The sequence below is a fragment of the Niastella yeongjuensis genome (assembly GCF_900110245.1).
GTDB lineage: Bacteria > Bacteroidota > Bacteroidia > Chitinophagales > Chitinophagaceae > Niastella > Niastella yeongjuensis.
Window position 1 is genome coordinate 496,841 of the sequence record NZ_FOCZ01000001.1, and the last position, 25,205, is coordinate 522,045.

A 25,205-nucleotide genomic window follows, 5' to 3' on the forward strand; every position below is an offset into this window, starting at 1 on the left:
AAAACGGGTAACCGGCAACTGGAAACCTGTATCTGCTTATCTTTACAAAAATTTTTCGCTTGAAAAAAAGGATCGTTACCTATAGTTCGTACCTCCTGCTTCTTACTTCCTGCTTCCTGCTCCCCGCTTGTGGCAAAGTAGATGTTTTTGAAAGGAATGCCACCATACCCCAGCAGTCCTGGAGCAGTAATTTTAAGCCTGAAATTGCCTTCAAAATAAACCCCGAAGACACATTAAACCGCTATAATATTTTTATTGTTATCCGGCATACAGATGCTTACCGCTATAAAAACATCTGGATCAACGTACATACCGAATCACCCGGTGGTGTTGTAAATAACCAGCCCCTTAACCTGCAGCTGGCTACCGATAACAAAGGCTGGCTGGGCAGTGGTATGGATGATATCTTTGAACACCGTATTCAAATTACATCGCCGCAAAATCCCGAACGGTTAAGCGCAGGTACTTATCGCTTTAAACTCGAAAACATTATGCGGGAAGACCCCTTGAAGAACGTAATGAATGTTGGTATCCGGCTCGAAAAAGCAAAATAGGTATTCATAAGTTGGCCCCATGGACGTATTTACCAAAAAGCGATTGGCTGCTGCCAGTATTGTATACTGGTTGCTGCTGGGTTACATAGTAGTAGCACTGGTATGGTGGTTTATTGCCCTGCAACGGCAAAATCACCAGATGATCAGTTATAAGATGAGTGAACTGAAAATGGATGATCCCACCTTTCAGGCCAAATACCAGTTACTGGTTCAGGAAAAACACATCAAAGAAATACGCAACATTGGCGAAGGATCAATTTTTCTGGCTGTTATATTAATCGCCTCCATTTTTGTTTACCAGGCCGTACGCCGCCAGATCCGCTTACAAAACCAGCAGGAAAACTTTATGATGGCCATAACGCATGAGTTAAAAACACCCATCGCTATTGCCAAGCTGAACCTCGAAACCCTGCTTAAATATTCCCTGCCCGAAGAAAAGAAACAAAAAATGCTGCAGGCCACCCTGCAGGAAACCAACCGGCTGAATACCCTGGCCAGTAACATTTTGGTAAGTTCGCAACTCGAAGGAGGCCGCTACCGCATTTCAAAAGAAGAACTGGACCTTTCAGACCTGGTAAAAACTACCTATAACGACTTCCTCAACCGGTTCCCCGACAGAACATTTCACAGCGAAATAGAACCGGAAATAGATATTGACGGTGATCCCTTACTGTTACAGATCCTGGTGAACAACCTCATTGAAAATGCCATCAAATATTCCCCCAAAGAAGGCATTATCAACTGCAAACTGAGCCAAAAGAACAAAACCATCCTGTTTCAGGTACAGGATGAAGGGGCCGGTATACCCGATGATGAGAAGAAACGGGTGTTTGAAAAGTTTTACCGCATAGGCAATGAAACCACCCGCACCACCAAAGGCACCGGTTTAGGGCTCTACCTTTGTAAAAAGATTGTAGAAGATCATCACGGACACATCAAGGTCGCTGATAATTTACCCAGAGGCAGTAATTTTATGGTAAGTTTTACTGTAAAACATGCCCATGAGTAATAAACCATCCATATTACTGGTTGAAGACGAAGAAAATCTGCACGAAGCATTGAAGCTGAACCTTGAACTGGAACAGTATGAGATCACCTCTGCCTATACAGGCAGCGAAGCCCTGCAAAAAATACAAAGTGAATACTTCGACCTCATTATACTCGATGTTATGCTGCCCGATGTAGACGGCATCAGCATAACCGAAACCGTTCGCGTGCAAAATAACCACGTGCCCATTCTTATCCTCAGCGCCAAAAACACGAGCTCAGACCGGGTATTGGGTTTAAAAAAAGGCGCCGATGATTATCTTACCAAACCCTTCAACCTCGAAGAGCTGTTATTACGGGTACAGAAACTCATTGACAAGAACAAAAAGATGCAGGATAAGGACACCGTAGGTGATACTTATCAATTTGGTGGCCATACTATTGATTTTAACGCCCAGGAAGCACTTACAAAAGAAGGACAACGCATTCAGCTTAGTAAAAAAGAAGCCATGCTGTTAAAGCTGTTATTTGAAAACAAGAACGATGTGGTGCCAAGAGAGAAGATCCTGCAAACGGTTTGGGGCTACAACGTGTACCCCACTACCCGCACCATCGATAACTTCATATTGAACTTTCGCAAATATTTTGAATCTGACAGCCGTAATCCCCGCTACTTTCACTCGGTTCGTGGAGTTGGTTATAAGTATACGGAGTAGTTTGACAAGTTGATGGCCTTACACCTTCATTTCCGCCAATTGCGTCAACAAACCTTCCGCCTTACTTATCAGGGCTTCCATACTTTTAGTGGATTGATCGGGGGTATATAATGCCCATTCGCATTCATCGAGCACAGCCGAGAAGTTGTGAATGGTATCGGCGGGCACTCCTTTTTCAGTTAGTAACTGAGTAGTATGATACCTGTTCAGTTTTGATGGCAATACCTGCCAGTTATCCCTTACGGTTTGCCAAAGCGCCTGTTGTACTTCCCGGTAAAACACCTGTTGTTGATTCCCTTCCAGTGCCAGCTTTGCATTTTTCAACAGACCGGCCACTATTTGTTGCGGCGTAGGTATTTCTTTCACCGGTGCGGGTGCAACAGCTTTTACTTTTTCCTTCTTTTTCGCATTGCGTAAGGAAACAACCTGATAGCCAATAGCAGCAATTATGGCCAGCACTATAACGCCAAACCAGTAATACTTTGGTTCAATACCTGAGTCCTGGCTAACAAGTGTACCAACAGCGGGGTCTGTCTTCTTAACACCCGGCAATACATGCATGGTAACGGAATCGCTGGTGGCCGTTTTGTATTTCTTTTCTTTGGGATCGTAATAAGGCAGGTGTACCACCGGAATTACATAGTTACCCGTATCGGGAGCGGCAAAAGAATATTCAAATGTTTTGGAACCGCTTAAGGGGAAAACATACTTATTGAGGTTTTCTTTTACCGAAGGTTCAGCTGTATCAACGCCTTTGGGCCATTTTACAACGGGCGGCGTGAGCAACGACAGGTTTCCACTACCGCTTACAGTTACCTGAATTTTTACCAGATCACCCTCGTGTATGGGAGCCGTGGGCGCTTTAACAGCCAGCGTAAACTGACCAACAGCGCCTGAATAATCAGCCGGTTGGTTGGCGGCAGGCAATGGTTTTACTGTAATGGTTACCGGGCCGGTTCGTAAAATAGTGCGATGGTCTACCGCCATGGGATACATTGGCGTGGCATTCAGGTTATTCATGGAGGGCGAACGCTTTTTGTTAGCCGGCTCATCGGTTTTTACAAAGTGAACAACACTTTCAATTTCGGCGGGGTCAAGTGTATAGGATCCTTCCTGTAAGGGGAATAATTGAACTTTGCGCACCAGGTTGGTATAATACCACCGGCCGTCCAGTTTTTCGATCTCAGGTTTGCCATCATAGGCGTCAACCATTTCCATAACACTAAAACCGGTTAGGGAAGGCCGTTTCATAACCTGCGAATTGGCATTCAGGCGGGAATAGGCTTTATAAGTCACCATCAATGGTTCACCAACATAGCAGGTGTTCTTGCTGGTTTCAACCCGCAAAAACAGGTTCTTTTCTATTTTGTCCTGGATATTATCACCCGGATGCAACATGGATTCTTCTTCCGTGTCGATATCGTCGGGGTTAATGTTGTTCATACCTGGCACACCAGCCTTTACGGCCACAGGTACTGCATTGGAACGCATTAGTTTTCCATTGATCACTGCCGTAGCACCAGGAACAACGAACTTTCCTTTTTTGGAAGGCATCAGCACAATGATTTTTGAATAGGTATCGAGCGCCCGGCCCTGTGCAAAACTGCTTGTGCTGTAATCGAACATCTCAGCTATTTCAAAGTCCTTAAACCGCGGCACCTCAAATTGCCGGATGTTGTTGGCTCCTTCAATAATGTATTGTACCTGAAAAGTTTGACGCATGGCAATGGTAGATTCACTAACCATGGTATAGAATTTCACCTGCGCCATCAAAGACCCGCTCAACAGGCAGCAAAATAGCCCCGCAAAAATGATATGTAGATATTTCCTGATACTTATGTTTTTATTATCTGCTTAACAACCGTAACAAATATAAATTTTGCCGGTTTAGGCCGGTAAACATTGTAGCGTTAAAGGTGCGTTAATTGATGAGGGGCAAAAGGCAGAGGGCAGAAGGCAAAGATGCGCCAGCGGGTTCTTTTCTCTGCCTTTTGCCCTCTGCGTTCTGCCTTAAAGATCACCTAATTGTGGTCTCAGTATAATCTCTTCCACACAAGCCTGGGGCGACAACTGAGCCGCTGTATAGATCATTTGCGCAATATCATTGGCTTCCATAATACGTTTGGGATCAACGCCGCTGCCTGCCCAGGAATCGGTCATGGCCGCACCCGGATAAACAGCGGTAACTTTTATTCCAAAGGGCTTCATTTCTTCGCGCAGGTTGGTAGAGAAACCGGCCAGCGCATATTTGCTGATGCTATAGGCGCCGCCATTCGCATATGCTTTAAGCGACGCAATGGAACACATGTTAAAGATGTGACCGCTTTTTTGGGCAATCATGTGATCGATCACCGAGCGGGTTACATGGTACGCGCTGAACAAATTCACTGCCATCATGTGCTCCAGCGTGCCATCGGGCTCATTGTATACACTGCCGGGATCAAACAAACCGGCATTATTCACCAGCACATCGATGGAAAGCTGCAAACCCAGCACCCATTGGCCAAAGGCCTGCGCCTGCTCTTTTATGGAAATATCAAATGCTTTGGCTTTTACGGTTATGGCTGGATAAACAGTCATGAATTCCTGCACGGCATTGTACAATGCCACTTCATTGCGGGAAGTTAAAATAAGATTGTGCCCGTTTTGTGCAAATACATGGGCGATGGCTTTGCCAAATCCTCTTGAGGCTCCGGTAATTACAACATTCATAATTGCTAAATTAATTACAAAACACATATTTTGTAACTTGCCGGATGAAGTACCGGCATATCTTTTTCGACCTCGACCACACGCTCTGGGATTTTGATGCCAATAGCCGCCAAACCCTCGAAGACCTCTATCTTTCCTTCGAATTACAAACAAGAGGCGTTCACAGTTTCGATAGCTTTTTTGAGCATTATACTGCACACAATGAAAAATTGTGGGACCGCTTCAGAAAAGGGTTTATAAAAATGGACGACCTGCGCTGGAAACGGATGTGGCTGACCCTGCTCGAATTTAAAATAGGAGAAGAAAAACTGGCCAGAGATATGGCTGCGCGTTTTCTGGACCTGTTGCCTACCCGCAAGTTATTATTTCCTTATACGGTTGAAATACTTACCTACCTCACCAATAAAGGCTACAAGCTGCATTTGATCACTAACGGTTTTGAACAAATACAACACAGCAAATTGAAATACTCAGGGATCGATAGCTTTTTTATTGAAGTGATCACTTCGGAAGGAAGCAGTTTGGTAAAACCCAACAAAGAGATCTTTGATTACGCTTTTCAAAAAGCAAAAGCTTTACCGGGAGAAAGTATTATGATTGGCGATAATATAGAAGCCGATATCCAGGGCGCCATCAATGCCGGAATAGACCAGGTGTATGTAAACCACCTCCATATTGAACCGGCCATAAAACCAACGTATACCGTGTATTCATTAAAAGAACTGGAAAATATCTTTTAAATAAAAAAGTCCCGACTCTACAGTCGGGACTCCCTTATATAAGTTTTCATCTCTGCCTTCTGCCCTTTACACAGTAGCAATAACAGTAACACCGTTCTTCACCACTTCCTGCAATTTCACATTCACTTTAGTACCGAGTGGTAATAACATATCTACGCGGCTACCGAATTTAATAAAGCCCATTTCAGCGGCCTGATCAACTTTTTGACCAACGCTCAGGTAGTTTACAATTCTTTTGGCCAGGGCGCCGGCAATTTGTTTTACCAGTACTTCGCCTTTTGCATAACGGATCACCACGGAATGACGCTCATTCTCTGTTGATGATTTGGGGTGCCAGGCTACCAGGTATTTACCTTTGTGATATTGGTTATATACTACCTCACCAGCCACGGGTGTTCTGTTCTGGTGCACATTAGCCGGGCTCATAAATATAGAAACCTGTAATCTTTTGTCTTTAAAATACTCTTCATCATACACTTCTTCAATAACCACCACTTTACCATCGGCAGGTGCAATAACCAGGTTGCTGCCCTGGGTCAGTTTGCGGTTGGGCACCCGGAAGAAAGAAATAATGAATAACACTAAGCCAAGAGTAAGTACAAATATTAACCAGCTTAACCAGGCCATGGAGAAACTGATGAAATAAAACGATGCCAGGTTAATAACAGCAAATAATATCGCGCTGATCAATATACTCTTATAGCCTTCTTTATGGATGGTCATTTAAAAATTTTAGGGGTCTAAATTACAAAATAGTATGCACTACGGTTAACAATTATTTAATGGCCTGCGAAACGCCGAATTTATTCCATTGTTTGTTGGCAAAATCCAGAAACTCACCGGGCGCCTCTTCTTCAAACCTTTTTTCCACCACTTTTTCGCCACCCATCTTTTGAGATCCTTTTATAACTGAAGTAGTTCCTTTTATCGTGTACAGGTTTTGCCCTTCATAAAACACCAGTTTCTTTTCCTCGGGACCGGGTTCAGATTTGCATCCTTTGGAAAGAATAAAACCCACTTCGGCCATGCCATCACCGTCAAGATCGGTAATGGAAAGGGAATTGTAAAAGAAATCGAGCTTCACCTCAAAAGCGCACGCTTCCACTACTTCACTTATTTTCCATATTTCCTTAAACGAATTATCGGCCGTTTTTATGAAGTGATAGGCAAATATTTTTGCGCCGCGGGTAGCATCGTATACGTTCGACCAGTATACACCGGTTTGGGTAAGAATTACAACGTTTTCACCCCGTTTATCTTTCCAGTGCTTGCCATCTTTTATTTTGCCTTTGTACAATTTCTTATCTATCATACCAGGCTTGAATTCAAGCAAGGGTACCGGGAGTTCTTTGGGTGCAGGAGTACAGCTTAATAAAATGTAAACCAGGGTAATGATAAATAGGTAAAATTTCATTTTAGTGCCAGTTGAATATATAACCAAACAAATGGAATTGCTAACAGTAATGAATCAAACCGGTCTAAAAAACCACCATGGCCAGGCATAATATGCCCACTGTCTTTTACATTGGCTACCCTTTTCAATTTGCTTTCCAGCAAATCACCCCCAGTACCTACTACCGCTGCAATGGCAGCAATGAAAATCCAGTGAATTACACTATGGCCATATGCAGGGGCCGTAAAGTTCCCCAACAGGGCAATCACCACCACACACAGAATAGCGCCACCAATGGTGCCCTCCCAGGTTTTTTTGGGAGAGATCTTTGAAAAAGGCGTTTTCCCAATCAATGATCCAACAATGTATGCCATGGTATCGTTGATCCAGATAGAAACGATCAGCGCAATAGGCATCAGCTTTTGCCAGCTATCCGGATTTATTAATACCCCTTCCCTGCTTTGAGGAATAAAAGAACAACGCAGGTCCATCATCAAACCCCACGATAAAGAAATGTATACCAATCCTAATGCGGAATAACCGATGTTCTTTGGTTTTATTTCCTTCGCAAACAACAACTCAACAATGGGTAAAATAAATATGAATAACAAACCAAGGAACCAGCCGATCTCATGCAACGGCAAGCCGAAAATGCTGAACTGGTCGTTGGTAAAATACAACATGACGCACCACCCTGCTAATTTCACGCCATATTTATGAAATGGAGTAATTGTTGTATAATCAGGATCAATTAAGCCAATCAGTTTCTGGTATTCGGCCCAGCAACCAAAATGAACAATAGAGAATAATACAAAAAAGCTCCAGTGGTTCCATAGCAGTCCGGTAAGCATCACTACTACAAACACCGCTGCGGTAAGCGATCTGGTCTTTAATGTTTTTACATTGAGCGCCATAAACGAAGCACTTATTTTTATGCTATGAATTGATTGGTAGAAGTAAGCTCTTCTGTTTCGTACACTTTGGAATAGGTAACCGTAGATTGCTTTTGAAAATACCACAGTATGGCCCATACCACTATACCACTGGCAACGGCAGCCAATACCGGGGTTTGCGGGTTCTTATTTATATACTCCGGTGCATAAGACGCGGCAATCACCTGCACGGCATTGTTGGCAAAATGCGCTATCATGCTTGTATAAATACTACCGCTGAACCAGTAAAAAGCACCCAGCACAATACCTAAGAACATACGTGGCAGAAAACCCGAAAATTGTAAGTGTAATGCAGAAAACAACACAGCCGTTAAAATAATGCCAACCCAGGGATTACGGGTTAAATGGATCACCACTCTTTGTAATGCGCCCCGGAAAAACAGTTCTTCCCCAACAGCCGGCAATAAAGCAATAATGAAAACATTCACCACAATATCCCACACACTTCTTACTTTAAGAATGGCAGTCACCTGTTTGGTAGTTTCTCCTTCCATCTTCGTTAAATATTCCGGCAGGGGTATCAATTCATTCAATTGACCCAGCCATAGCACAAAAGGCATGGCCATTAACATACCCAGTATGGCCAAAATGTACATATTTGCGTTTCCAGCTTTCCTTAAGCCTAAAAAGCAAGCATAATTTCCGGTGAAAGTGAAACGGGCGAAAAAGATAGGCGGAACTATGAATAATAAAATCGAAGATATGGCCTGAACAACTTTTGATAAATTAACAAAATAGGGATTAGTGAAGTCAGCAGTTGTAACATCACCGATCTTGTAAATACTGACCGAAACGATCGCCGTTAAAATGAACATCATGCAAAAAACGCCTAACAAAACTCCTAATTGCGACCCGGGTGATTTTATACGTAAATGACGGCTCATAGGCTGGTGTAAACAAAGATTAGTATGTAAATTTGCAGCTTTGCAAATCCTTACAAAAGGTGCAAGATAAGGATTGTGGTTCGCTTTCAGCCGATTATGTACAATTGTGATTTACAATCAATTGCTTACACATTAGGTTGGGCGTACCCCGGCACCGATTAACAAAAAACTCATGGTACGAATCGCTGATATCCCGCTTCCTGATTTTCCTTTACTGCTGGCTCCCATGGAGGATGTTAGCGACCCGCCATTCCGGTTTGTTTGCAAACAAAATGGCGCCGATTTGATGTACAGCGAATTCATTTCCAGTGAAGGACTGATCCGCGATGCCATCAAAAGCCGGGCAAAGCTTGATTTTAACGAATTTGAACGCCCTTTTGGTATTCAGATCTTTGGCGGCGATGAAGAAGCTATGGCCATGAGCGCCAGGATCGTAGATACGGTTCAACCCGACCTGGTAGATATCAACTTCGGCTGCCCGGTAAAAAAAGTAGTAAGCAAAGGCGCCGGTGCGGCCGTTTTAAAGGACATCGATGCCATGGTACGCTTAACATCGGCCGTGGTAAAATCAACCTCCTTACCCGTTACGGTAAAAACCCGCCTTGGCTGGGACGATAATAGCAAAAACATTGAAGAAGTGGCCGAACGCCTGCAGGATGCAGGCATAAAAGCCCTCACCATACACGGCCGCACCCGCGCACAATTGTACAAAGGCGAAGCCGACTGGACCCTGATCGCCGCCGTAAAAAACAATCCCCGTATTCAAATCCCTATTTTTGGTAATGGCGACATCGACACCCCGCAAAAAGCTCTTGAATACAAAAACCGTTTTGGGGTTGATGGCATCATGATAGGCCGCGCCGCCATCGGTTATCCCTGGATCTTCCGGGAAATAAAACATTTTATGCAAACCGGCGAAATGTTGCCACTGCCCACTATCGAAGAACGGGTAGAGATCTGCCGTACCCATGCCCATAAATCGGTTGAGTGGAAAGGTGAAATAGTGGGTATTCTTGAAATGCGCCGCCATTATGCCAATTACCTGAAAGGGTTATCCCACGTTAAAGAATTCCGTACCAGGCTGGTAACAGTAAAAACGCTGGCTGAAGTAGACAGCATCCTGAACGAGATCAGGGAAAAATTCAGCGACGTGGTACTGGAACGTCAGGTTATTCCTTTATCGGAAGACCAGTTTCCTGCCTGCGCCGTTTAAGCAGCATTTTATAATATTGTCCATATATGTTAAACCTTACTATTTCCGCTGGAAAAAAATTACCCAGAGCGGCAATGGCTGCTTTGACCATTGTTGCAGCTGCGATTGTACTTACTGGTTGTCCACCACGGAGTGAAATCCAAAAGAACAAAGCGGGCAAACGCAATGTGTTGTACAATATCGACAGCACCACCCTTATTAATCACCTTGCTTATTTATCATCCGCCGCCATGGCTGGCAGGGAAATAGCCACGCCTGGTAACCAGCTGGCGCGGGAACATATTGTAAATGTTTTTGATTCCCTGCAAATAAGCAAGTTGGGTGATTCTTATTTACAACCCTTTCCTTTTGGGCACGAGAACCAGCAAGGCACCAATGTAGTGGGCGTTATAAAAGGCAGTCATGATGAAAATCATTACCTCGCCATTACGGCCCATTACGATCACCTGGGCGTGCGTAATGGAAATATCTTTTACGGAACCGACGACAACGCCTCCGGTACATCCGCAATGCTTACCATGATGGCCTATTTTAAACAACACCCACCCTATCGCTCCCTGATCTTTGTGGCTTTCGATGGGGAAGAAAAAGGATTGTTGGGATCAAAATATTTTGTTGCGCATTCACCCGTACCGTTATCAGATATTTTATTGAATGTGAATATGGATATGGTAAGTCGTAACGACAGTAATGAGATCTATGCAACCGGTATTTTTCACAATCCCTCTCTAAAAAAATACGTCGACAGCATTCAGCCACTCACACCGGTTTTTATTCGTTATGGTCATGATGGCCAAAAAACCGGCGCCGACGACTGGACCAATCAATCAGATCATTATCCTTTTTATCAAAATAGTATTCCGTATCTGTATTTTGGAGTAGAAGACCATGCCGACTACCACCGCCCCAGCGACACCTTCGACAAAGTGAATAAAAGTTTTTACTATCAGGTATGTACGATGATCACGGCTGTTACTGCGCTGTTGGATCAGGGGTATGTGGCTCCTTGAAGGGCAGAAGGCAGTGGGCAGAGGGCAGAGATAGCTTCACTATTTAGTGTTATTTATCATTGTTGAAAGCAGCGCGAAAGTAGAATTAAGAAAATCTTTAAGATCATTTATCTCATCGAGTTTTACAAAACCAAGTTGTAAGGCAAGCTCAAACTGGGTGTCAATTTCAACGCAGGAACTACGGCTTATTTCATAAAACCTTTTTCTATCTGCCGTAGATTTTCTGGAGGCCCCTTCTGCTATATTGCTACATACAGATATAGATGCTCTTCGTAACTGCGAAACAAGACCAAAACGTTCCTCTGCAGGAAAATCGTTCGTTAGTTTATACACTTCTTTTGCCATATCCAAGGCAATTGGATAAACCTGCATATTCTTGTGTCCAATATTTAGCATAATCATGTTTTTTTGTGATTGAATTATGCTATAACCATCGCCTCTACCGGTTTTCTATTCTCTGCCCTTCTCATCACTGTCCCACTGCCTTTCATTCTCTGCCCTCTGCCTTCTGCCCTCTGCCCTTCTCATCACTGTCCCACTGCCTTTCATTCTCTGCCCTCTGCCTTCTGCCCTCTGCCCTTCATACCACTACCTACTGCCTTTACCACCTCCTCTCCCATTGGCGAAACCGAAGGATCAAAATAATGTGTAAGTGTTCCCTGCTCATCAATAAGGTATTTTGAAAAATTCCAGGAAGGGGCTTTTTCATTCCAGCCGTTCTTTGCTTTATTGGTCAGCCATTTAAAAATCGGGTTCTGTTCGTTTGATTTAACTACCACACTTTTTTGGGCAAGGGGAAAGGTAACGCCGAAGTTAATTTTACAGAACTGAGCAATATCGCTGTCACTGCCTTTTTCCTGTTCTTTAAAATCATTGGCCGGGAAGGCAATGATCTCCAGCTGATTGTTGAATTGCTGATATAGTTTTTGCAGGTCATCATACTGATTGGTATAGCCGCAATTACTGGCCGTATTCACCAGCATTATCTTTTTTCCTTTATAAGCTTCCAGGGAAATCGTATTGCCATTATTAAGGGGTATCTGCAGGGCGTAAATAGATTCGGCAGGTTGAGCGTTATCTGAATTGATGAGTACGTTGGTATTCTTATCCATAAGTTTTGTAAAGGCGATCCACAATGGATACACTGTTTTTAAGAATCTTTGTTTGAGGGTCATCATAGTTAAATTATTTTACCACCCATTTAAACAATCTCAACCGGCCATTAAACGGCGGATACTTGATTGCCGGATCAAACCAGGTTGGGGTTTTCATTATGGACTTGGCATTGCTGAATACGTCAAAACTGTATTTGCCATGGTACTTGCCAAAACCGCTGTTTCCGCGGCCGCCAAATGGCAAATGATGATTGGTAAAATGCCAGCCTGAATTATTAACACAGCCCCCGCCAAATGGCACCGATTGCAGCCATTGCTGCTCTTTTTTTGTATCGGCGGTGTAAATATAAAACGATAAAGGATCAGGATTGTTTTGAATAATTGCTTTTGCTTCTTCCTGGGTATTAAAAGTAAGTACGGGTAAAAACGGACCGAAAATTTCTTCCTTCATCAGGGGCGCATCTGGTGATACGTTTTCAAGAATAGTTGGTTCAATGTACAACTGGCTGATATCATGATTACCGCCGTGTACAATGGTACCCTGATCTAAATAACCAATAATGCGTTGAAACTGCTTTTCATTGATGATTTTGCAGTAATTATAACTTGTGGCGGGGTTTTCAGAATAGAAGGATACAATCGCTTTTTTCAGTGCAGCGATCAGTTCATTTTTTTTGGAAGTATGTACCAGAATATAATCCGGAGCAATACACATTTGGCCTGCATTGGCAAATTTTGTGACGGTAATGCGGCGCGCTGCCACTTGTATATTGGCATCGCTTTCCACTACACACGGACTTTTACCCCCTAATTCCAGCGTTACCGGCACCAATTGTGAGGCAGCTAATTGATAAATGCTTTTTCCAACGGCTGTACTGCCGGTATAAAACACATGGTTAAACCGGAATGAATTCATTAAGGCGGGTACTACCTGGGCGCCATCGCCTTCCACATACAAAGCGTATTCCTGTGGGAATATTTTGCTGATAATATCGCTCATTACTTTGACTGTGGCAGGCGCCAACTCTGATGGTTTTAGTACCACACAATTGCCTGCCGCAATGGCCCCTATCAAAGGTGCAAATAATAACTGAAAGGGATAATTCCAGGGGCTGATGATAAGTACCACACCCAACGGCTCGCGCATAATATAACTGGCAGAAGGCAGGTTAACCAGGTTGGTGGGCACCCGTTGGGGCCGCATCCAATGGCGCAGGTTTCGTAATGCCAGGTTAAGATCTGCCATCACTACGCCCAGTTCAGTAACCCAGCTTTCTTCAGCGCTTCTTTTAAGGTCTTTACGTAAAGCATCATACAACGGTTGTTCGAATTGATGAATGGCCGTTTTTAATTGTTGCAATTGTTGTTTACGAAACGCCAGCGTGCGGGTAGCGCCGCTTTCGTAAAAAGTTCGCATGGCTTGCAATTGCTGTTTCAGCAGATCAGGGTTCATATGCATACTGTTTGCCCAATAAATGGGGTACAGGTAAGTTACACATTTCGGGTGAAGCAGCATGTATATTATTAACCCTAATACCCCAATAAAAAAGAAAGGAGCAGTAGCCCGGCCCTGCCCCTTCAGCGGGAATCACACAGGCACTACTGATATTTCCTCTTCGTTTTGCAATTGCGGAGGCTCCTGATTTCTAATTATATAACATGCTTCAATGACCGCTTCTATTTTTTCGTATAAATAAAAGTGATTACTGCGCTCCAGCGGCTCGCTTGAAATACTGTTTGGACTGGACACTACTTCTATGAGCCAGTTCCACAATTGCTCACGAACATCATTTAAATGAAAGCTTTCAAAAAAATCCTGGAAAACCAGGAACGGATTGTTTCTTTCTTCATCAGTTAAGCGCAATGGTTGATTGTGCCACAGCGGGTGGTTGTTACAGCTTCGCATACAAAAAGTTTAAGTGTGGTTAATTTCTGAGAATAGTATATACTATTTGTGCGGTAACCGGTGCAAGATGCTAAATGGAGTAAGCGTTCGCTGTAATATGCTATCGTAGTATAACGATTACCACTATTCTCTATTTGTCTTTTTCATTTAACACTTCTAAGGTAGATCAACTTTTTCGACTTCCCAAATATTTTAGCAATTTCTTTCACTAGTTTTCCAATTTCCTATTCGAAAATAGAAGCAATTACTTAATTCCAGACAGCTATAACATCTTAGCGAATGCGCTCGCTTTGTTTGGGAACGCGCCGGGATGGTACCGGTATTACTGCGCATGTTGTTCGCAGTTTGTTCGGACTTCATTCGGAAATGTTCGGCTGTACCGAGGTAAAATTCGAACAAAGTCCGAACAAAGTCAGCATCAAGACCGGCAGAAGACCGGAGCCAGCCAGGTTTTACCTAACTGTGTCTTAGACCATTGTAGACTTAAATTGGAAACATAGACCATTGTAGACCAGGATAGACATCCCTGTGATGTACAAACCAATAAACCCATGTAGCTTTGTATTGTATTCGCGGTTACAGCTCTTTGACATAGTTTAAAATTCAGTTTCGTTTACTACATCATTACAAGCGATAAAATATATACTACTCCCAAGGTAGTTAAGCCCATAAACAAACTGGCCATGCTATAAACCTGTAACATGGAGCGCATATCGAGGCCGGAGAATTTTGCAATCACCCAGAAGTAGGCGTCATTGGCATGTGATAAGGTCATGGAGCCGGCACCCATCGACAAAACGGCCAGCAACCTACCCGTTTCTGAATCGAGCCCCAGGGCGGGTAATAAAGGTTGTATAATGGAGGAGGCTGTAATTATAGCCACTGTTGATGAACCTTGTGCGGTTTTAAGTATTGCCGTTAACATAAACGGGAACAATATTCCCAGCGCCTGTAAATTGACTGCATTACTCACGTGCTGCCCTACCTGCGTTGCCGCCAGAATGGCCCCAAAAGCACCGCCGGCGCCAATGATCACCAGTATGCCGCCGGCTTTTTCGGCAGCTTCCTGCAACAGTTTCCCAACTACATTTTTATTCCAGGTATGTATAGCACAAAATGCCAGTATAATTCCAATTGCCAGCGCTATCACCGGGTCACTGGCCACCATAAAAATCTGCATCCAGGCGGGGATCGATTTACCGGTTTCAATAGACAGAAATGATTTTATTCCAATCAGTACAATGGGCACCAGCACTGGTAAAAAAGAAAGCAAAACCGAAGGCGTATTGGTGGTCAGGTCAATAACGGGTGCTTCTGAAGGCGCTTCATTTACTATTTTTCTACCTGCATAACGGGCCCAGAAATGACCTACCAGCATGGCAGGAATAGCTACAGCGATCCCCACTAAGATGAGCTTTCCATAATCAACGCCGATTGTACTCGCCGCTGCTGCGGCGCCGGGATGTGGTGGTATCAAACAGTGTACGGAATATAAACCCGTTGCCAGCGATACCGACATAATGATAACCGAAATACCCGTTCGCCTGCACAATGATTTGTTCAATCCGCTTAATACAATGTACCCTGAATCGCAGAAGATGGGCAGCCCCACAATAAAACCGGTGATGCTCATGGCCAGCGGCGCCTGCTTTTCGCCTATCCTTTTTAAGATATAGGTAGCCATCACCTTGGTACTGCCCGTATGCTCTAACACAACACCCAGGGTGGTGCCTAACACAATGATGAACCCCAGCGAATTCATGATGTTGCCGAACCCCTGTTTGGTTACCGTAATAATGTTTGCCACAGGCATTTGCACCCCCAGCCCTACCACAAAGCAGGCAATCAGTAAAGCAAAAAAAGCATGGATGCGAAATACGGCGGTCAGCAAAATAATAATGCCAATACCCATTACCAGAAAGATCATAACCTGTGCAAAGGAAGCTGTCATATGCCAATCGTTAGCGTGATTATTATCTAAGATACGTACCTTGCCTTTGCAAAACAGGTACCTGATCGTAATTTTTGATTAAATCTATGAACGACGAATACTACATGCAGCAGGCGCTGAAGGAGGCACAGCGGGCTTTTGACGATGGTGAAGTGCCGGTGGGCGCAGTAGTGGTTATGAACAACCGCATTATTGCCCGTGGCCATAACCAGGTAGAGCGGTTGAACGACCCAACGGCCCATGCAGAGATCATTGCGCTTACTTCGGCTTTCAATTTCCTGGGCAGTAAATATTTACCGGAAGGCACTATATACATTACAGTAGAACCCTGCCTTATGTGCGCCGGGGCGCTTTACTGGAGCAAGATCAGCAAGATCGTTTGGGGCGCCGATGATGAAAAGAACGGGCATAAACGCATCACCGAACCCAACTGGCCATTCCACCCCAAAACGGAAGTCACTAAAGGCATTTTGAAAGAGGAGTGCGCAGAGTTGATGAAAGCTTTCTTCCGTAGCAAGCGGTGATCCGGCCATCTCAACACCCCCAATAAAAAAGGAAGTTCCAATAAGTAGATATACTACTCATTAGAACTTCCGGGCAAAGGGTACACCTGGCACCTCTATTGGTCCCACCAAACACGGCCATTCAGGTCGTCTTTTCCACCCAACAAGGGCTGTGAGGATATAGCTAAACGGTAGTTTTCTCCATTAATATTTTGTTCTTTAACCGGGTAAGCCTGTCTTCTGGGGATAGGTATATTGCCATTATTAGGCGCAGATGTTAATACAGGGAAGCCGGTACGCCGCCATTCTGCCCAGGCCTCGTACCCATTCATATACAGGTGTAACCATCGCTGATAACCGATCTTTTTCAAGGCATCGGCACTATTATATGCTACCTCCGGCTGCACCTTGTATGCCGCCAGTCCGGTGGTATCACCTTTATCACTGGCTGTATACGCAACCCGTTCCACCTGTTTATCGATAGTAGGATCATAGCTCTTGAAACTGTTCCTGTTCCACTGGCGAATGGAAGCCTCTATAGCTGCCTCATATTTATCCTTTGCTTCTGCATCGCCACCGGGCAACCAGGTCAACTTATTGGCTTCGGCCAATGCAAACAACACCTGGGCATAGGTAACTATATAGGTGGGGGCATTCTGCGCACGTACGTGCACACCTGTCAATGATACGCTGGCATCGGGAATAAGCCCTACTGCATTTCCATCCAAACCATAAGGAACACCGTTATAATCGCCACTGCCGTTTTTATCGGCAAAAATCGGTAGCCGTGGGTCATTGAGTGGCTTCATATAATCAACGATCGTTTTGCACATTGGCCACATAATACCAGTAACTCTGGTTGGCCGCATCAGCCAGGTGAATATATACAGCATTCTGACTGTTATCGGTAAACACGCCGCTATTCAATGCATCCAGGAATTCAGCCTTGCCTTTGGCGGGATCTGCCTTTGATAAACGCAACGCCATCAACAACCGCATGGAATTAGCAAAACGTTTCCAGCTGGCCATATCAGTGTATAACAGGTCTCCAACCACTTTGTTGCCATTATCTATTTGCGCTGCGGCTTCTTTCAGCTCTTTCATCAGATCATAATAAATATCTTTTTGTTTATCATAGCCGGCTGAAAAATTATCCTTTCCTTTCAACGCATTGAAGTAAGGAATATCGCCCCAGCGGTCGGTCATATGCCAGAAGAACCAGGCTTTTAAAATGCGGGCCACCGCTTTTTGATTATTGACCGAACCTTCATTTATATCGAAGTTCCGGGCATTCAAAATAGTTTGTAAATTCTGCAGCGGCTGCGTGTAGATATCATAAAAATCAAAATTCACTACCGTATACCGCGAGTTATCTGTATAAGGTTTCTCTGACCAGTGCTGTACATATAAAAGACCGGAAACCGATTCAATTACATTTGCCATCTGGGAAATGGAATAGGTCAGCAACTGTGCATTGGATGCTTTGCTGGGTGCATTGGGATCAACATTGATGTCATCACTAAACTTGGTACACCCGGTCCCTGTTATCAACAATGCAACCACCAATTGTATAGAGAGTAGTTTTTTCATGATCGTTTTTTTAGAAGGAAACATTCAGGTTAACGCCAAACGAACGGGTAGTGGCCAGCTGACCGGTCTCTAACCAGTTAAAAGAGGTAGCACCGGTTGCCAGTTCGGCCGGGTTCAACCCTTTAGGCGCCTTTTGCCAAATCATAAATGGGTTCCTGGTAATAAATGCCAGGTTGAGGCTTTTGACCGGCAGTTTGGCAATATTGGCCTTTGAAAAAGTGTATCCTACCCTTATCTCACGCATCCTGATATACGAAGCATCAAACAGCCATTCTTCATAGATCCGGGTGCCCAGATTATTGCGGTACCAGGTTCTTGCATTTACAAATGCAGTCACTTCCTGTTTTGAACTACTGGAGATCCCGTTGATCTTTATACCGCCGCCATCTGTCAATGGATCGCGAATGTTTTTACCATTCTCATTTATAACAGCCGTTTCTGCCGCCTGTCCGCTCTTAACAGCCAGCATTTTTGTCCAGCTGAAGAATTGTCCGCCTTTTTGAAAATCTATTACCGCGCTCAAATCAAAGTTCTTCCAGGTAACGGTATTCTGCCAACCACCTGTGAACTTGGGCAGTACGGTGCCAAAATTGTGATTGGTTACATACATGGGCATATTGGTGGCATCGAGTAAGATCTTGCCGGTTGCCGTGTCGCGCATATAAGCGTTACCAACTATTGAACCGAACGATTCATTCACATTCGCCAGTAAGAACATGTCTACACTGGAATACCGGTTCTGATCGAGGATCAGCGAATTAATACCGGGATATAATTCCTTTATTACGTTTTTATTGCGTGCAATGTTAAAGCTGCTGGTCCAGCTCAGGTTCTTCATTCTTATGGGCGTACCGCTGACCGTCAATTCAATGCCTTTATTCTGAATATTGCCTGCATTGATCACATATTTCGAATAGCCGCTTACACCCGATACATCGAGGTTCATGACCGCATTTTCACTTTGTTGATAATACCAGGTAAAGCTAAACCCAACCCGGTCCTGCAGAAACCGCATATCCAAACCGGCTTCATAGGCTGTGCCTAATGATGGTTTAAGTTCCGGGTTCTTTAAAGTATCAGGCACATACATGGGAAAATTGGTACCATATGGCTCACGCATGGCGTACGAGTTGGTGGTTTGATAGATATCTATATCTGAACCAGCCTGGGCAAAGCTTGCCCTTATTTTGCCATAAGAAATGGGTGCTACTTTTAACAGTTCACTGAATACCATACTTGTTGAAACCGATGGATACAGATAGGCATTGTTATCGGGAGGTAATGCCGATGAAATATCTCTTCGCAAGCTGGCATCAATAAAATATGTATTCTTATAACCCAGGTTTACCGATCCATAGGCGCTTCGCACTTCTTTTCTTCTTAAAATATTTTTCACCAGTGGCCGGTTCAATGAATTGGTGATATCATAAAAGCCGGGGGATACAAATCCGCCTTGTGTTTCCTGGCGCAAATAAGTATACCGCTGGGTCATTAAATTTCCACCGAGGTTGGCGCCAAATGAAAAATTCCCAACCTCCTTATTGTAGGTAGCAAGAAATTCATAGTTCATTTCCTTCGATTCATACTTGCCTATCCAAAAGGAAGGAACACCGCGGCCGCCTTCTGCATTCCGGCCATCTATGTTTTGAATAAAACCATCCTGGCGTACAAAACCGTTTACTTTCAACCCTGGCATTACGGTATATGATACTCCTATATTCCCAAAGAACCGGTCGCGCGAATCGTTTGATGGATTTTCATACGCATCAAAATAGGGATTGTTCCAGTCTATAGGACTTGTTCGGCTTGTATACACTCCGTTCTTAGGGGCGGCGACATTCCATTGATAAAATGTACCATCGGCATACTTGTATTGTTTTAATTTATTCATGTCGAGGTTACGCTGGAACCATTGATACATGTTGCGCGAACCTAAACTTTGATACCCCTGCGATGGCCGCCGCGCCTTGTTATTGGCATAATTCAAACTGGTACTTACTACCAGGTTGGGAGTAACATTTAGCGATCCACTGAATGAAAGATTGTTTCTTTTTAACCAGGTATTGGGTTCAATACCTTTCATATCGGTATTATTATACGATAACCGGAATAACGTGTTTTGTCCACCGCCTGAAAAAGAGATACTGTTGTTCCAGGTATGGCCGGTTTCAAAATAATCTTTTATGTTGTTGGGGTGCGGAACAAAGGGCGTTTCTTTCCCGAAATCAGGATCACCCGGATAGAATGAGTATTCATGCCGAACGGGTGTACCATCCATAACCGGTCCCCAGCTTTCATCCCAGGTGCCATCTACAAACTTGGTAGGTACGCCATTTATATCTACTGTCGGAAACGATAAGCTGGAACCGGCGCCATAGGTATTCTGCAATGGCAAAAAGTTGCCTGCCTTTTCCACTGAATAGGCAGAGCTGAAATTCACAGCAGGCTTTTGCGCATTTTTACCTTTACGGGTGGTGATCATAATAACGCCAAACTGCCCACGCAAACCATATAAAGCAGAAGCGGCAGGTCCTTTCAGTACGTTGATCGACTCGATGTCATCCGGATTTATGTCCTGCGCCAGGTTGCCATAATCACGTCCATTGCGTATGGCAAAGTTGCTATTGGAAATAGGCGTATTATCTACCACGATCAACGGCTCACCGCCACCGGTTAAAAAATTCGTACCCCTTATTTGTATTTTCTGCGTACCGCCCATGCTGGCACCTGAGGAGCCGCTCAACTGCACCCCGGCTATCTTTCCACCCAGGCTGCCTAATACATTTTGTTCTTTGGCTACAGTGAGGTTATCGCCCTTTATTTCCTGGGTTGAATAGCCTACCGATCTTTCCTTCCGCGAAATACCCAATGCCGTAACGATCACTTCTTCCAGTTTACCAGTCCCTTCTTTAAGCGCTACCAATACATCGAGCGTTTCATTGTCTTTAATGGTGATCTCTGTTATCTGGGAGGTAAAGTTCACTGCCGATACCTGTAATTTGTATTTACCGGCTTTTAATCCGGTTATATTAAATACGCCTTCTTTATTGGCCGCCGTGCCTCTATCGGTGCCCAATACCACTATAGAAGCATTGGCCAGCGGTGCACCTGTTTCATCGATTACGCGGCCGCGTATACCACCTTCAAAAGTGGCCTCCTCTATAATAGTTATGTTGGTTAATTGCTCCTGCTTATTTATTTTCTTAATAACAATATTCCCATTCACCTGGTCGTACTGTAGCCCGGTATGTTGCAGCAGATCTGCCAGCACATTGTTTACAGAAGCTTTTGACGCCTGGTAATTGATATGATCAACTTCAGCTACATCGGCAGTGCGATAGGTAAAGGCCAGTTGGGTAAGGGATTCAATTTTTTTAATCGCCTCTTTCAGCGATGCGTTTTTAAGATCGATGGAGATGATGATCTTGTTAAGGTCCTGACCATTGCCCGAACGGGCCATTAGCAGTCCGCTAAAAGTGAGTAATATAGCCAGGATAGATATTCTCATGAACAGCGCTTTGTGTCTCGAAAGCAGTTTTGGGCGGCCGCCGGCTAATAGGCACGACGTACTATGCCTGTACGTTTTTACATACAAATTCATAGCTTTGAATTGTTTTAAGTAATTCTTTGAACAGGATTATTTTCAAACATGCAGAACCGTTTCCAGGTCGCAACTGGAGCGGTTCTTTTTTATTTTATTAAGGGGGTGAATAGTTGGTATTGTACATAGCAGTTTAAGTTTTGGTATTTAGTTTATTGAATCACATACTTATTATTCTCCAGCTTCAGTCGGGTATCAGTGAGGTTACAAAGCACCTTCAATGCATGCTCGATACCTATTTCGCGGCGGAACGTAGTGGAGATGCGTTCCCTGGCCACCGCGTCACTTTGCACCTGTATGATTACATCATAGTTCCTTTCCAGGTCGGCCACTACATCGCTGATGGTTTCATCATCATATTGCAGATTACCCTGCTGCCAGGGAGCGGCTTCGGTGATGGCCTGCTTTTTTTGTATTATGGCATTAATGCTGTTGCTTACTTTCACCTGCTGCCCCTGGGTGAGCACCGCCATTTCTTTTTCGTTATAGTTCACCCTTACTTTTCCCCTGCTTACCGATACAATGATGTTCTCCCGGCCAGGATAGGCCTTGATATTAAAGGCGGTGCCCAGCACCATGGTGGTCACTTTTCCGGTGTGTATTAAAAAGGGTTGTTTATCGGCATGTTTTACATCAAAATAGGCTTCGCCAGTCAGGTACACTTCTCTTTTCCCTTCGGCAAATTGCTGTGGGTATTCCAGCGAGCTGGCTGCATTCAGCCATACCTGCGTACTATCGGGCAATAACATATATCTGTACTCTGAGCGGCCGGTCATTTTTTTAGCGAGTACACCCGTATGCTCAGTTTTTTTCATTGGCCTGAGTTGAAAATTCAACCATGCCAGCCCGCCCAGCAAAATGGCTATGCTTGCAACACCTACCCATAGCATCGGGGATCTTTTTCGCTTTATCGGGGCATCTGCCGGCTTGTTCCAGTCTGGTTTTGTTATAACCAGGTTGCCGAGTTCATCAACATAGGTAAGGGAGGAACCGGGTTGACCGGTTTCTTCGTAGGCTTTCTTTATCAGTTCTCTTACTAATTCATTATGGGCAGCCGCGTTGATATAGGAAAAGAATTCATCGAATTCCTTCCTGGTACAAGTATTGTTCAGGTATTGTTTGAACAGGTATTTGATCCTTTCTTCCATGGAAAAAAGTTGTTCCTTTTATAGATAGACGAAGCAACCGGCCGGTGTTCCTATTCCGGTATATATTTTTTTAAAGAAAGGGAAGAAAAAAGCGGGCGCTCCTGAGCAGGAACAATCGGATGGATTGCAGGGCAGTTGATAACTGGTTCTTTACCGTGTGTTTTGAAATAGCCAGCCGGTCGGCTATTTCCTGGTAGTTCAGCCCTTTTTCGCGGTTGAGCTGATAGATGAGTTTGCGCTGGGGCGGCAATTGATCTACTGCCCTTTGAATGATCTGGCTGTATTCCCGGGCCATTACCCTATCCTCGGTTTCGTTTAAATTATCGGGCTGGGATTTCCAGATGGTTTCTTTTAAGCGGCTGTCGGCGGCTGCCTTCCGTAAAAAATCGATGACCTTATTTTCGGTGAGGCGGTATAACCAGGCCTCTACGTTTTGGATGGTGTGAATTTGATAGCGGTGCTCCCATAGCTTTAAAAACACTTCCTGTATAATATCCCGTGCATATTGATTACTGTGGGTCAGTTTCAACACCAGCGTATGCAGGCGGTATTCGTGTTTATTAAAAAGATCGGCAAAGAGCAGTTCCAATGAATGCTCTTCATTATGATCATTTCTATGTAACACCTGATCATTCATCCGGGAAAAGTAGCAGTATGTTGGTTAGAGTTTCCTGAGCTTGATATTCCTGAACCAGATGCCACCACCATGGTCCTGTAAGGCGATATACCCCTTTTTAGCCAGCCCGTAGGCTTTGGCATCCTTCCACTTGCCTTTTTCTTTTAATTCCTGCCAGGCGGGTGTCCAGAATTCATACTCCACTACTTTTTTGCCATTCAGCCAGTGTTCAACATGCGCTCCTTTTACAAGAATGGTGGTGTGGTTGTATTCGCCGGCAGGTTTGGCGGCTATTTCGTTAGGAGGGTACATGGCATAGTCAGAACCGCTTTTTTGCCAGGCCTCCAGTTTTTGTGGGTAACCTTCGTCATCTATTAACTGGTATTCGGGGCCCGTTTCGTAACTGGGGCCACTGGTTTCTGCTACCCGATAAATAATGCCGCTATTGGCGCCTTTGTCGACCTTCCAGTCAATAGACAGTTCGAAATTATCGTATTGGTCAGTGGTGATGAGGTCTGCCCGCTGTTTAACGTCCTTCATTTTACAATACAGCTGCCCGTTTATCACTTCCCAGCTATCGTAGGGCTTACTGTTATAGGCCCGCCATCCTTCGGTATTGTGACCGTTAAAGAGCAATACCCAGCCGGCTTTTTTCTCTTCTGCACTTAACGTGTTGCTTTTTTCCTGTTCGGGTTGAAAAGCACCCAAAAAAACGCTGGATAATATGGTGGCAGAAAACAGCATCAACTTTTTTGTTGTAGTGGTATTCAACATTTTGATTGATTTGATAAGGATTAGGACGCCGTGTACGCTATCTAAAATACTACAAAATTGCCATAGTACCCTTCAAAATTTTCCGTTTGGTAAAGAGAATGAATTGGTTAATCAACCATTGACCTGTACTTTTGTTACCGTTTGAAAGGACAACCATAAATCTTCAACAATTAAAAATTTAGTGTTATGGCATTTACACTACCGGCGCTTCCTTATGCACACGATGCATTGGAGCCGCATATTGACGCATTGACGATGCAGATTCATCATGGCAAACACCATCAGGCTTACGTAGATAACCTTAACAAAGCTATTGCGGGTACCCCCCACGAAAATAAATCGCTGGAAGAACTGGTAAAAGCTGCCGGCACTATTAGCCCGGCCGTTCGTAACAATGGCGGTGGCCACTGGAACCACTCTTTCTTCTGGGAATTACTGGCCCCCAACGCCGGCGGTGCCCCTACCGGCGCCCTGGCCGATGCTATCAATGATGTTTTTGGTTCTTTCGATAGCTTTAAAGAAAAATTCAATACAGCCGGCGCTACCCGTTTCGGAAGCGGTTGGGCATGGCTGATCATCAACAACGGTACCCTGCAAATCACCTCTACCCCCAACCAGGACAACCCCCTGATGGATGTAGCCGAAGTAAAAGGTACTCCCCTGTTAGGTGTTGACGTTTGGGAACATGCTTATTACCTGAAATACCAGAACCGCCGTCCTGAATATATGGGCGCAATCTGGAACGTTATCAACTGGAATAAAGTGGCTGAAAATTTCGCAAAAGCTGCCAAATAATAAGCCTTCAGTGTATACAAGATCCCGGTAAACCCGGGATTCTT

At 44.3% G+C, this 25,205-nt stretch carries 23 protein-coding genes and 1 pseudogene; 8 read left to right on the forward strand and 16 right to left on the reverse strand.

The genetic code is table 11. The features are described 5' to 3' along the window. Positions 1 to 59: 59 nt before the first annotated feature. From BMX95_RS02260 to BMX95_RS02270, 3 genes are read left to right on the forward strand one after another with little or no spacing between them, the layout of a single operon-like run. On the forward strand, positions 60 to 554 hold the full coding sequence (locus tag BMX95_RS02260; protein WP_165758879.1) for a gliding motility lipoprotein GldH: 495 nt from the start codon (positions 60 to 62) through the stop codon (positions 552 to 554). Between the two features lie 19 nt (positions 555 to 573). Beyond that, positions 574 to 1,563 (forward strand): sensor histidine kinase, encoded by a 990-nt coding sequence (locus tag BMX95_RS02265; RefSeq protein ID WP_081199040.1) that lies wholly within the window; start codon positions 574 to 576, stop codon positions 1,561 to 1,563. Then, the gene (locus BMX95_RS02270; RefSeq protein WP_081199039.1) at positions 1,556 to 2,257 is read left to right on the forward strand and encodes a response regulator transcription factor; all 702 of its coding nucleotides are present in this window, start codon (positions 1,556 to 1,558) and stop codon (positions 2,255 to 2,257) included. Before BMX95_RS02265 ends, BMX95_RS02270 begins: the two co-directional genes overlap by 8 nt. Before the next feature lie 18 nt (positions 2,258 to 2,275). On the opposite strand, the gene BMX95_RS02275 is transcribed toward BMX95_RS02270, so the two are convergent. Beyond that, positions 2,276 to 4,003 (reverse strand): BatD family protein, encoded by a 1,728-nt coding sequence (locus BMX95_RS02275; RefSeq protein WP_165758877.1) that lies wholly within the window; start codon positions 4,001 to 4,003, stop codon positions 2,276 to 2,278. A gap of 264 nt (positions 4,004 to 4,267) precedes the next feature. Continuing rightward, on the reverse strand, positions 4,268 to 4,969 hold the full coding sequence (locus BMX95_RS02280) for an SDR family oxidoreductase (RefSeq protein ID WP_081199037.1): 702 nt from the start codon (positions 4,967 to 4,969) through the stop codon (positions 4,268 to 4,270). Positions 4,970 to 5,013: 44 nt separating this feature from the next. On the opposite strand from BMX95_RS02280, the gene BMX95_RS02285 reads away from it, so the two are divergent. Then, positions 5,014 to 5,709 carry a YjjG family noncanonical pyrimidine nucleotidase gene (locus tag BMX95_RS02285; protein ID WP_081199036.1) on the forward strand — a complete coding sequence of 232 codons (696 nt, stop codon included), beginning with the start codon at positions 5,014 to 5,016 and terminating at the stop codon, positions 5,707 to 5,709. A 66-nt stretch (positions 5,710 to 5,775) separates the two neighbouring features. Here the strand turns inward: BMX95_RS02285 and BMX95_RS02290 are convergent, their stop codons facing one another. The 4 genes from BMX95_RS02290 to BMX95_RS02305 are packed head-to-tail and all read right to left on the reverse strand — an operon-like array spanning position 5,776 to position 8,651. After that, positions 5,776 to 6,432, reverse strand: coding sequence for a phosphatidylserine decarboxylase family protein (locus BMX95_RS02290; RefSeq protein ID WP_081199035.1), 657 nt, complete (start codon positions 6,430 to 6,432; stop codon positions 5,776 to 5,778). Between the two features lie 52 nt (positions 6,433 to 6,484). Continuing rightward, on the reverse strand, positions 6,485 to 7,123 hold the full coding sequence (locus tag BMX95_RS02295) for a M949_RS01915 family surface polysaccharide biosynthesis protein (protein WP_081199034.1): 639 nt from the start codon (positions 7,121 to 7,123) through the stop codon (positions 6,485 to 6,487). Next, complete coding sequence (locus BMX95_RS02300; RefSeq protein ID WP_081199033.1) at positions 7,120 to 8,016, reverse strand: phosphatidate cytidylyltransferase; 897 nt, start codon at positions 8,014 to 8,016, stop codon at positions 7,120 to 7,122. The genes BMX95_RS02295 and BMX95_RS02300 overlap by 4 nt, the downstream gene beginning before the upstream one ends. Positions 8,017 to 8,033: 17 nt before the next feature. After that, complete coding sequence (locus tag BMX95_RS02305) at positions 8,034 to 8,651, reverse strand: CPBP family intramembrane glutamic endopeptidase (RefSeq protein WP_165758876.1); 618 nt, start codon at positions 8,649 to 8,651, stop codon at positions 8,034 to 8,036. 460 nt (positions 8,652 to 9,111) lie between these two features. On the opposite strand from BMX95_RS02305, the gene dusB reads away from it, so the two are divergent. Together dusB and BMX95_RS02315 are read left to right on the forward strand one after the other, a co-directional pair. Further along, the gene (gene dusB, locus BMX95_RS02310; protein WP_081199031.1) at positions 9,112 to 10,152 is read left to right on the forward strand and encodes a tRNA dihydrouridine synthase DusB; all 1,041 of its coding nucleotides are present in this window, start codon (positions 9,112 to 9,114) and stop codon (positions 10,150 to 10,152) included. Positions 10,153 to 10,178: 26 nt separating this feature from the next. Further along, complete coding sequence (locus BMX95_RS02315; RefSeq protein ID WP_081199030.1) at positions 10,179 to 11,162, forward strand: M28 family peptidase; 984 nt, start codon at positions 10,179 to 10,181, stop codon at positions 11,160 to 11,162. Between the two features lie 39 nt (positions 11,163 to 11,201). On the opposite strand, the gene BMX95_RS02320 is transcribed toward BMX95_RS02315, so the two are convergent. The 5 genes from BMX95_RS02320 to BMX95_RS02345 form a co-directional block, all read right to left on the reverse strand. Then, positions 11,202 to 11,558, reverse strand: a complete 357-nt coding sequence (locus BMX95_RS02320) for a four helix bundle protein (protein ID WP_165758875.1) — start codon at positions 11,556 to 11,558, stop codon at positions 11,202 to 11,204. A 149-nt stretch (positions 11,559 to 11,707) separates the two neighbouring features. Beyond that, entirely contained in the window at positions 11,708 to 12,340 is a 633-nt protein-coding gene (locus BMX95_RS02325; RefSeq protein WP_242673087.1) for a glutathione peroxidase, read from the reverse strand. A 7-nt stretch (positions 12,341 to 12,347) separates the two neighbouring features. Continuing rightward, positions 12,348 to 13,730 (reverse strand): aldehyde dehydrogenase, encoded by a 1,383-nt coding sequence (locus tag BMX95_RS02330; RefSeq protein WP_090519289.1) that lies wholly within the window; start codon positions 13,728 to 13,730, stop codon positions 12,348 to 12,350. Positions 13,731 to 13,865: 135 nt separating this feature from the next. After that, positions 13,866 to 14,183, reverse strand: a complete 318-nt coding sequence (locus BMX95_RS02335; protein WP_081199027.1) for a hypothetical protein — start codon at positions 14,181 to 14,183, stop codon at positions 13,866 to 13,868. 616 nt (positions 14,184 to 14,799) lie between these two features. Continuing rightward, a complete protein-coding gene (locus BMX95_RS02345; RefSeq protein WP_081199025.1) occupies positions 14,800 to 16,134 on the reverse strand; it encodes a GntP family permease in 1,335 nt (444 codons plus the stop codon). 86 nt (positions 16,135 to 16,220) lie between these two features. On the opposite strand from BMX95_RS02345, the gene BMX95_RS02350 reads away from it, so the two are divergent. Beyond that, complete coding sequence (locus tag BMX95_RS02350) at positions 16,221 to 16,658, forward strand: nucleoside deaminase (protein ID WP_081199024.1); 438 nt, start codon at positions 16,221 to 16,223, stop codon at positions 16,656 to 16,658. Between the two features lie 95 nt (positions 16,659 to 16,753). On the opposite strand, the pseudogene BMX95_RS35800 reads toward BMX95_RS02350, so the two are convergent. From BMX95_RS35800 to BMX95_RS02375, 5 genes and pseudogenes are all read right to left on the reverse strand, one after another. Then, positions 16,754 to 18,251 (reverse strand): annotated as a pseudogene (locus tag BMX95_RS35800) (SusD/RagB family nutrient-binding outer membrane lipoprotein). Further along, positions 18,238 to 21,735 (reverse strand): SusC/RagA family TonB-linked outer membrane protein, encoded by a 3,498-nt coding sequence (locus BMX95_RS02360; protein ID WP_242673085.1) that lies wholly within the window; start codon positions 21,733 to 21,735, stop codon positions 18,238 to 18,240. The pseudogene BMX95_RS35800 and the gene BMX95_RS02360 overlap by 14 nt, the downstream one beginning before the upstream one ends. A gap of 245 nt (positions 21,736 to 21,980) precedes the next feature. Next, positions 21,981 to 22,976, reverse strand: coding sequence for a FecR family protein (locus BMX95_RS02365; protein ID WP_081199022.1), 996 nt, complete (start codon positions 22,974 to 22,976; stop codon positions 21,981 to 21,983). Positions 22,977 to 23,046: 70 nt separating this feature from the next. Further along, entirely contained in the window at positions 23,047 to 23,613 is a 567-nt protein-coding gene (locus tag BMX95_RS02370; protein ID WP_081199021.1) for an RNA polymerase sigma factor, read from the reverse strand. Positions 23,614 to 23,637: 24 nt separating this feature from the next. Further along, positions 23,638 to 24,366: a 3-keto-disaccharide hydrolase gene (locus tag BMX95_RS02375; protein WP_242673084.1), complete on the reverse strand. Its 729-nt coding sequence runs from the start codon at positions 24,364 to 24,366 to the stop codon at positions 23,638 to 23,640. A gap of 186 nt (positions 24,367 to 24,552) precedes the next feature. Here BMX95_RS02375 and BMX95_RS02380 point away from each other — a divergent pair, with 186 nt between their 5' ends. Beyond that, positions 24,553 to 25,161: a superoxide dismutase gene (locus tag BMX95_RS02380; protein WP_081199020.1), complete on the forward strand. Its 609-nt coding sequence runs from the start codon at positions 24,553 to 24,555 to the stop codon at positions 25,159 to 25,161. Positions 25,162 to 25,205: the final 44 nt, after the last annotated feature.

What these genes read in the sequence shown, in the direction of transcription:
- BMX95_RS02380 (WP_081199020.1), top strand. Translation starts at nt 24,553, where the DNA reads ATGGCATTTACACTACCGGCGCTTCCTTATGCACACGATGCATTGGAG.
- BMX95_RS02270 (WP_081199039.1), top strand. Translation starts at nt 1,556, where the DNA reads ATGAGTAATAAACCATCCATATTACTGGTTGAAGACGAAGAAAATCTG.
- BMX95_RS02360 (WP_242673085.1), bottom strand. Translation starts at nt 21,735, where the DNA reads ATGAGAATATCTATCCTGGCTATATTACTCACTTTTAGCGGACTGCTA.
- BMX95_RS02265 (WP_081199040.1), top strand. Translation starts at nt 574, where the DNA reads ATGGACGTATTTACCAAAAAGCGATTGGCTGCTGCCAGTATTGTATAC.
- BMX95_RS02330 (WP_090519289.1), bottom strand. Translation starts at nt 13,730, where the DNA reads ATGAACCCTGATCTGCTGAAACAGCAATTGCAAGCCATGCGAACTTTT.
- BMX95_RS02285 (WP_081199036.1), top strand. Translation starts at nt 5,014, where the DNA reads ATGAAGTACCGGCATATCTTTTTCGACCTCGACCACACGCTCTGGGAT.
- BMX95_RS02370 (WP_081199021.1), bottom strand. Translation starts at nt 23,613, where the DNA reads ATGAATGATCAGGTGTTACATAGAAATGATCATAATGAAGAGCATTCA.
- BMX95_RS02365 (WP_081199022.1), bottom strand. Translation starts at nt 22,976, where the DNA reads ATGGAAGAAAGGATCAAATACCTGTTCAAACAATACCTGAACAATACT.
- BMX95_RS02320 (WP_165758875.1), bottom strand. Translation starts at nt 11,558, where the DNA reads ATGCTAAATATTGGACACAAGAATATGCAGGTTTATCCAATTGCCTTG.
- BMX95_RS02290 (WP_081199035.1), bottom strand. Translation starts at nt 6,432, where the DNA reads ATGACCATCCATAAAGAAGGCTATAAGAGTATATTGATCAGCGCGATA.
- BMX95_RS02300 (WP_081199033.1), bottom strand. Translation starts at nt 8,016, where the DNA reads ATGGCGCTCAATGTAAAAACATTAAAGACCAGATCGCTTACCGCAGCG.
- BMX95_RS02375 (WP_242673084.1), bottom strand. Translation starts at nt 24,366, where the DNA reads ATGTTGAATACCACTACAACAAAAAAGTTGATGCTGTTTTCTGCCACC.
- dusB (WP_081199031.1), top strand. Translation starts at nt 9,112, where the DNA reads ATGGTACGAATCGCTGATATCCCGCTTCCTGATTTTCCTTTACTGCTG.
- BMX95_RS02335 (WP_081199027.1), bottom strand. Translation starts at nt 14,183, where the DNA reads ATGCGAAGCTGTAACAACCACCCGCTGTGGCACAATCAACCATTGCGC.
- BMX95_RS02295 (WP_081199034.1), bottom strand. Translation starts at nt 7,123, where the DNA reads ATGAAATTTTACCTATTTATCATTACCCTGGTTTACATTTTATTAAGC.
- BMX95_RS02350 (WP_081199024.1), top strand. Translation starts at nt 16,221, where the DNA reads ATGAACGACGAATACTACATGCAGCAGGCGCTGAAGGAGGCACAGCGG.
- BMX95_RS02275 (WP_165758877.1), bottom strand. Translation starts at nt 4,003, where the DNA reads ATGGTTAGTGAATCTACCATTGCCATGCGTCAAACTTTTCAGGTACAA.
- BMX95_RS02305 (WP_165758876.1), bottom strand. Translation starts at nt 8,651, where the DNA reads ATGTACATTTTGGCCATACTGGGTATGTTAATGGCCATGCCTTTTGTG.
- BMX95_RS02315 (WP_081199030.1), top strand. Translation starts at nt 10,179, where the DNA reads ATGTTAAACCTTACTATTTCCGCTGGAAAAAAATTACCCAGAGCGGCA.
- BMX95_RS02325 (WP_242673087.1), bottom strand. Translation starts at nt 12,340, where the DNA reads ATGATGACCCTCAAACAAAGATTCTTAAAAACAGTGTATCCATTGTGG.
- BMX95_RS02280 (WP_081199037.1), bottom strand. Translation starts at nt 4,969, where the DNA reads ATGAATGTTGTAATTACCGGAGCCTCAAGAGGATTTGGCAAAGCCATC.
- BMX95_RS02345 (WP_081199025.1), bottom strand. Translation starts at nt 16,134, where the DNA reads ATGACAGCTTCCTTTGCACAGGTTATGATCTTTCTGGTAATGGGTATT.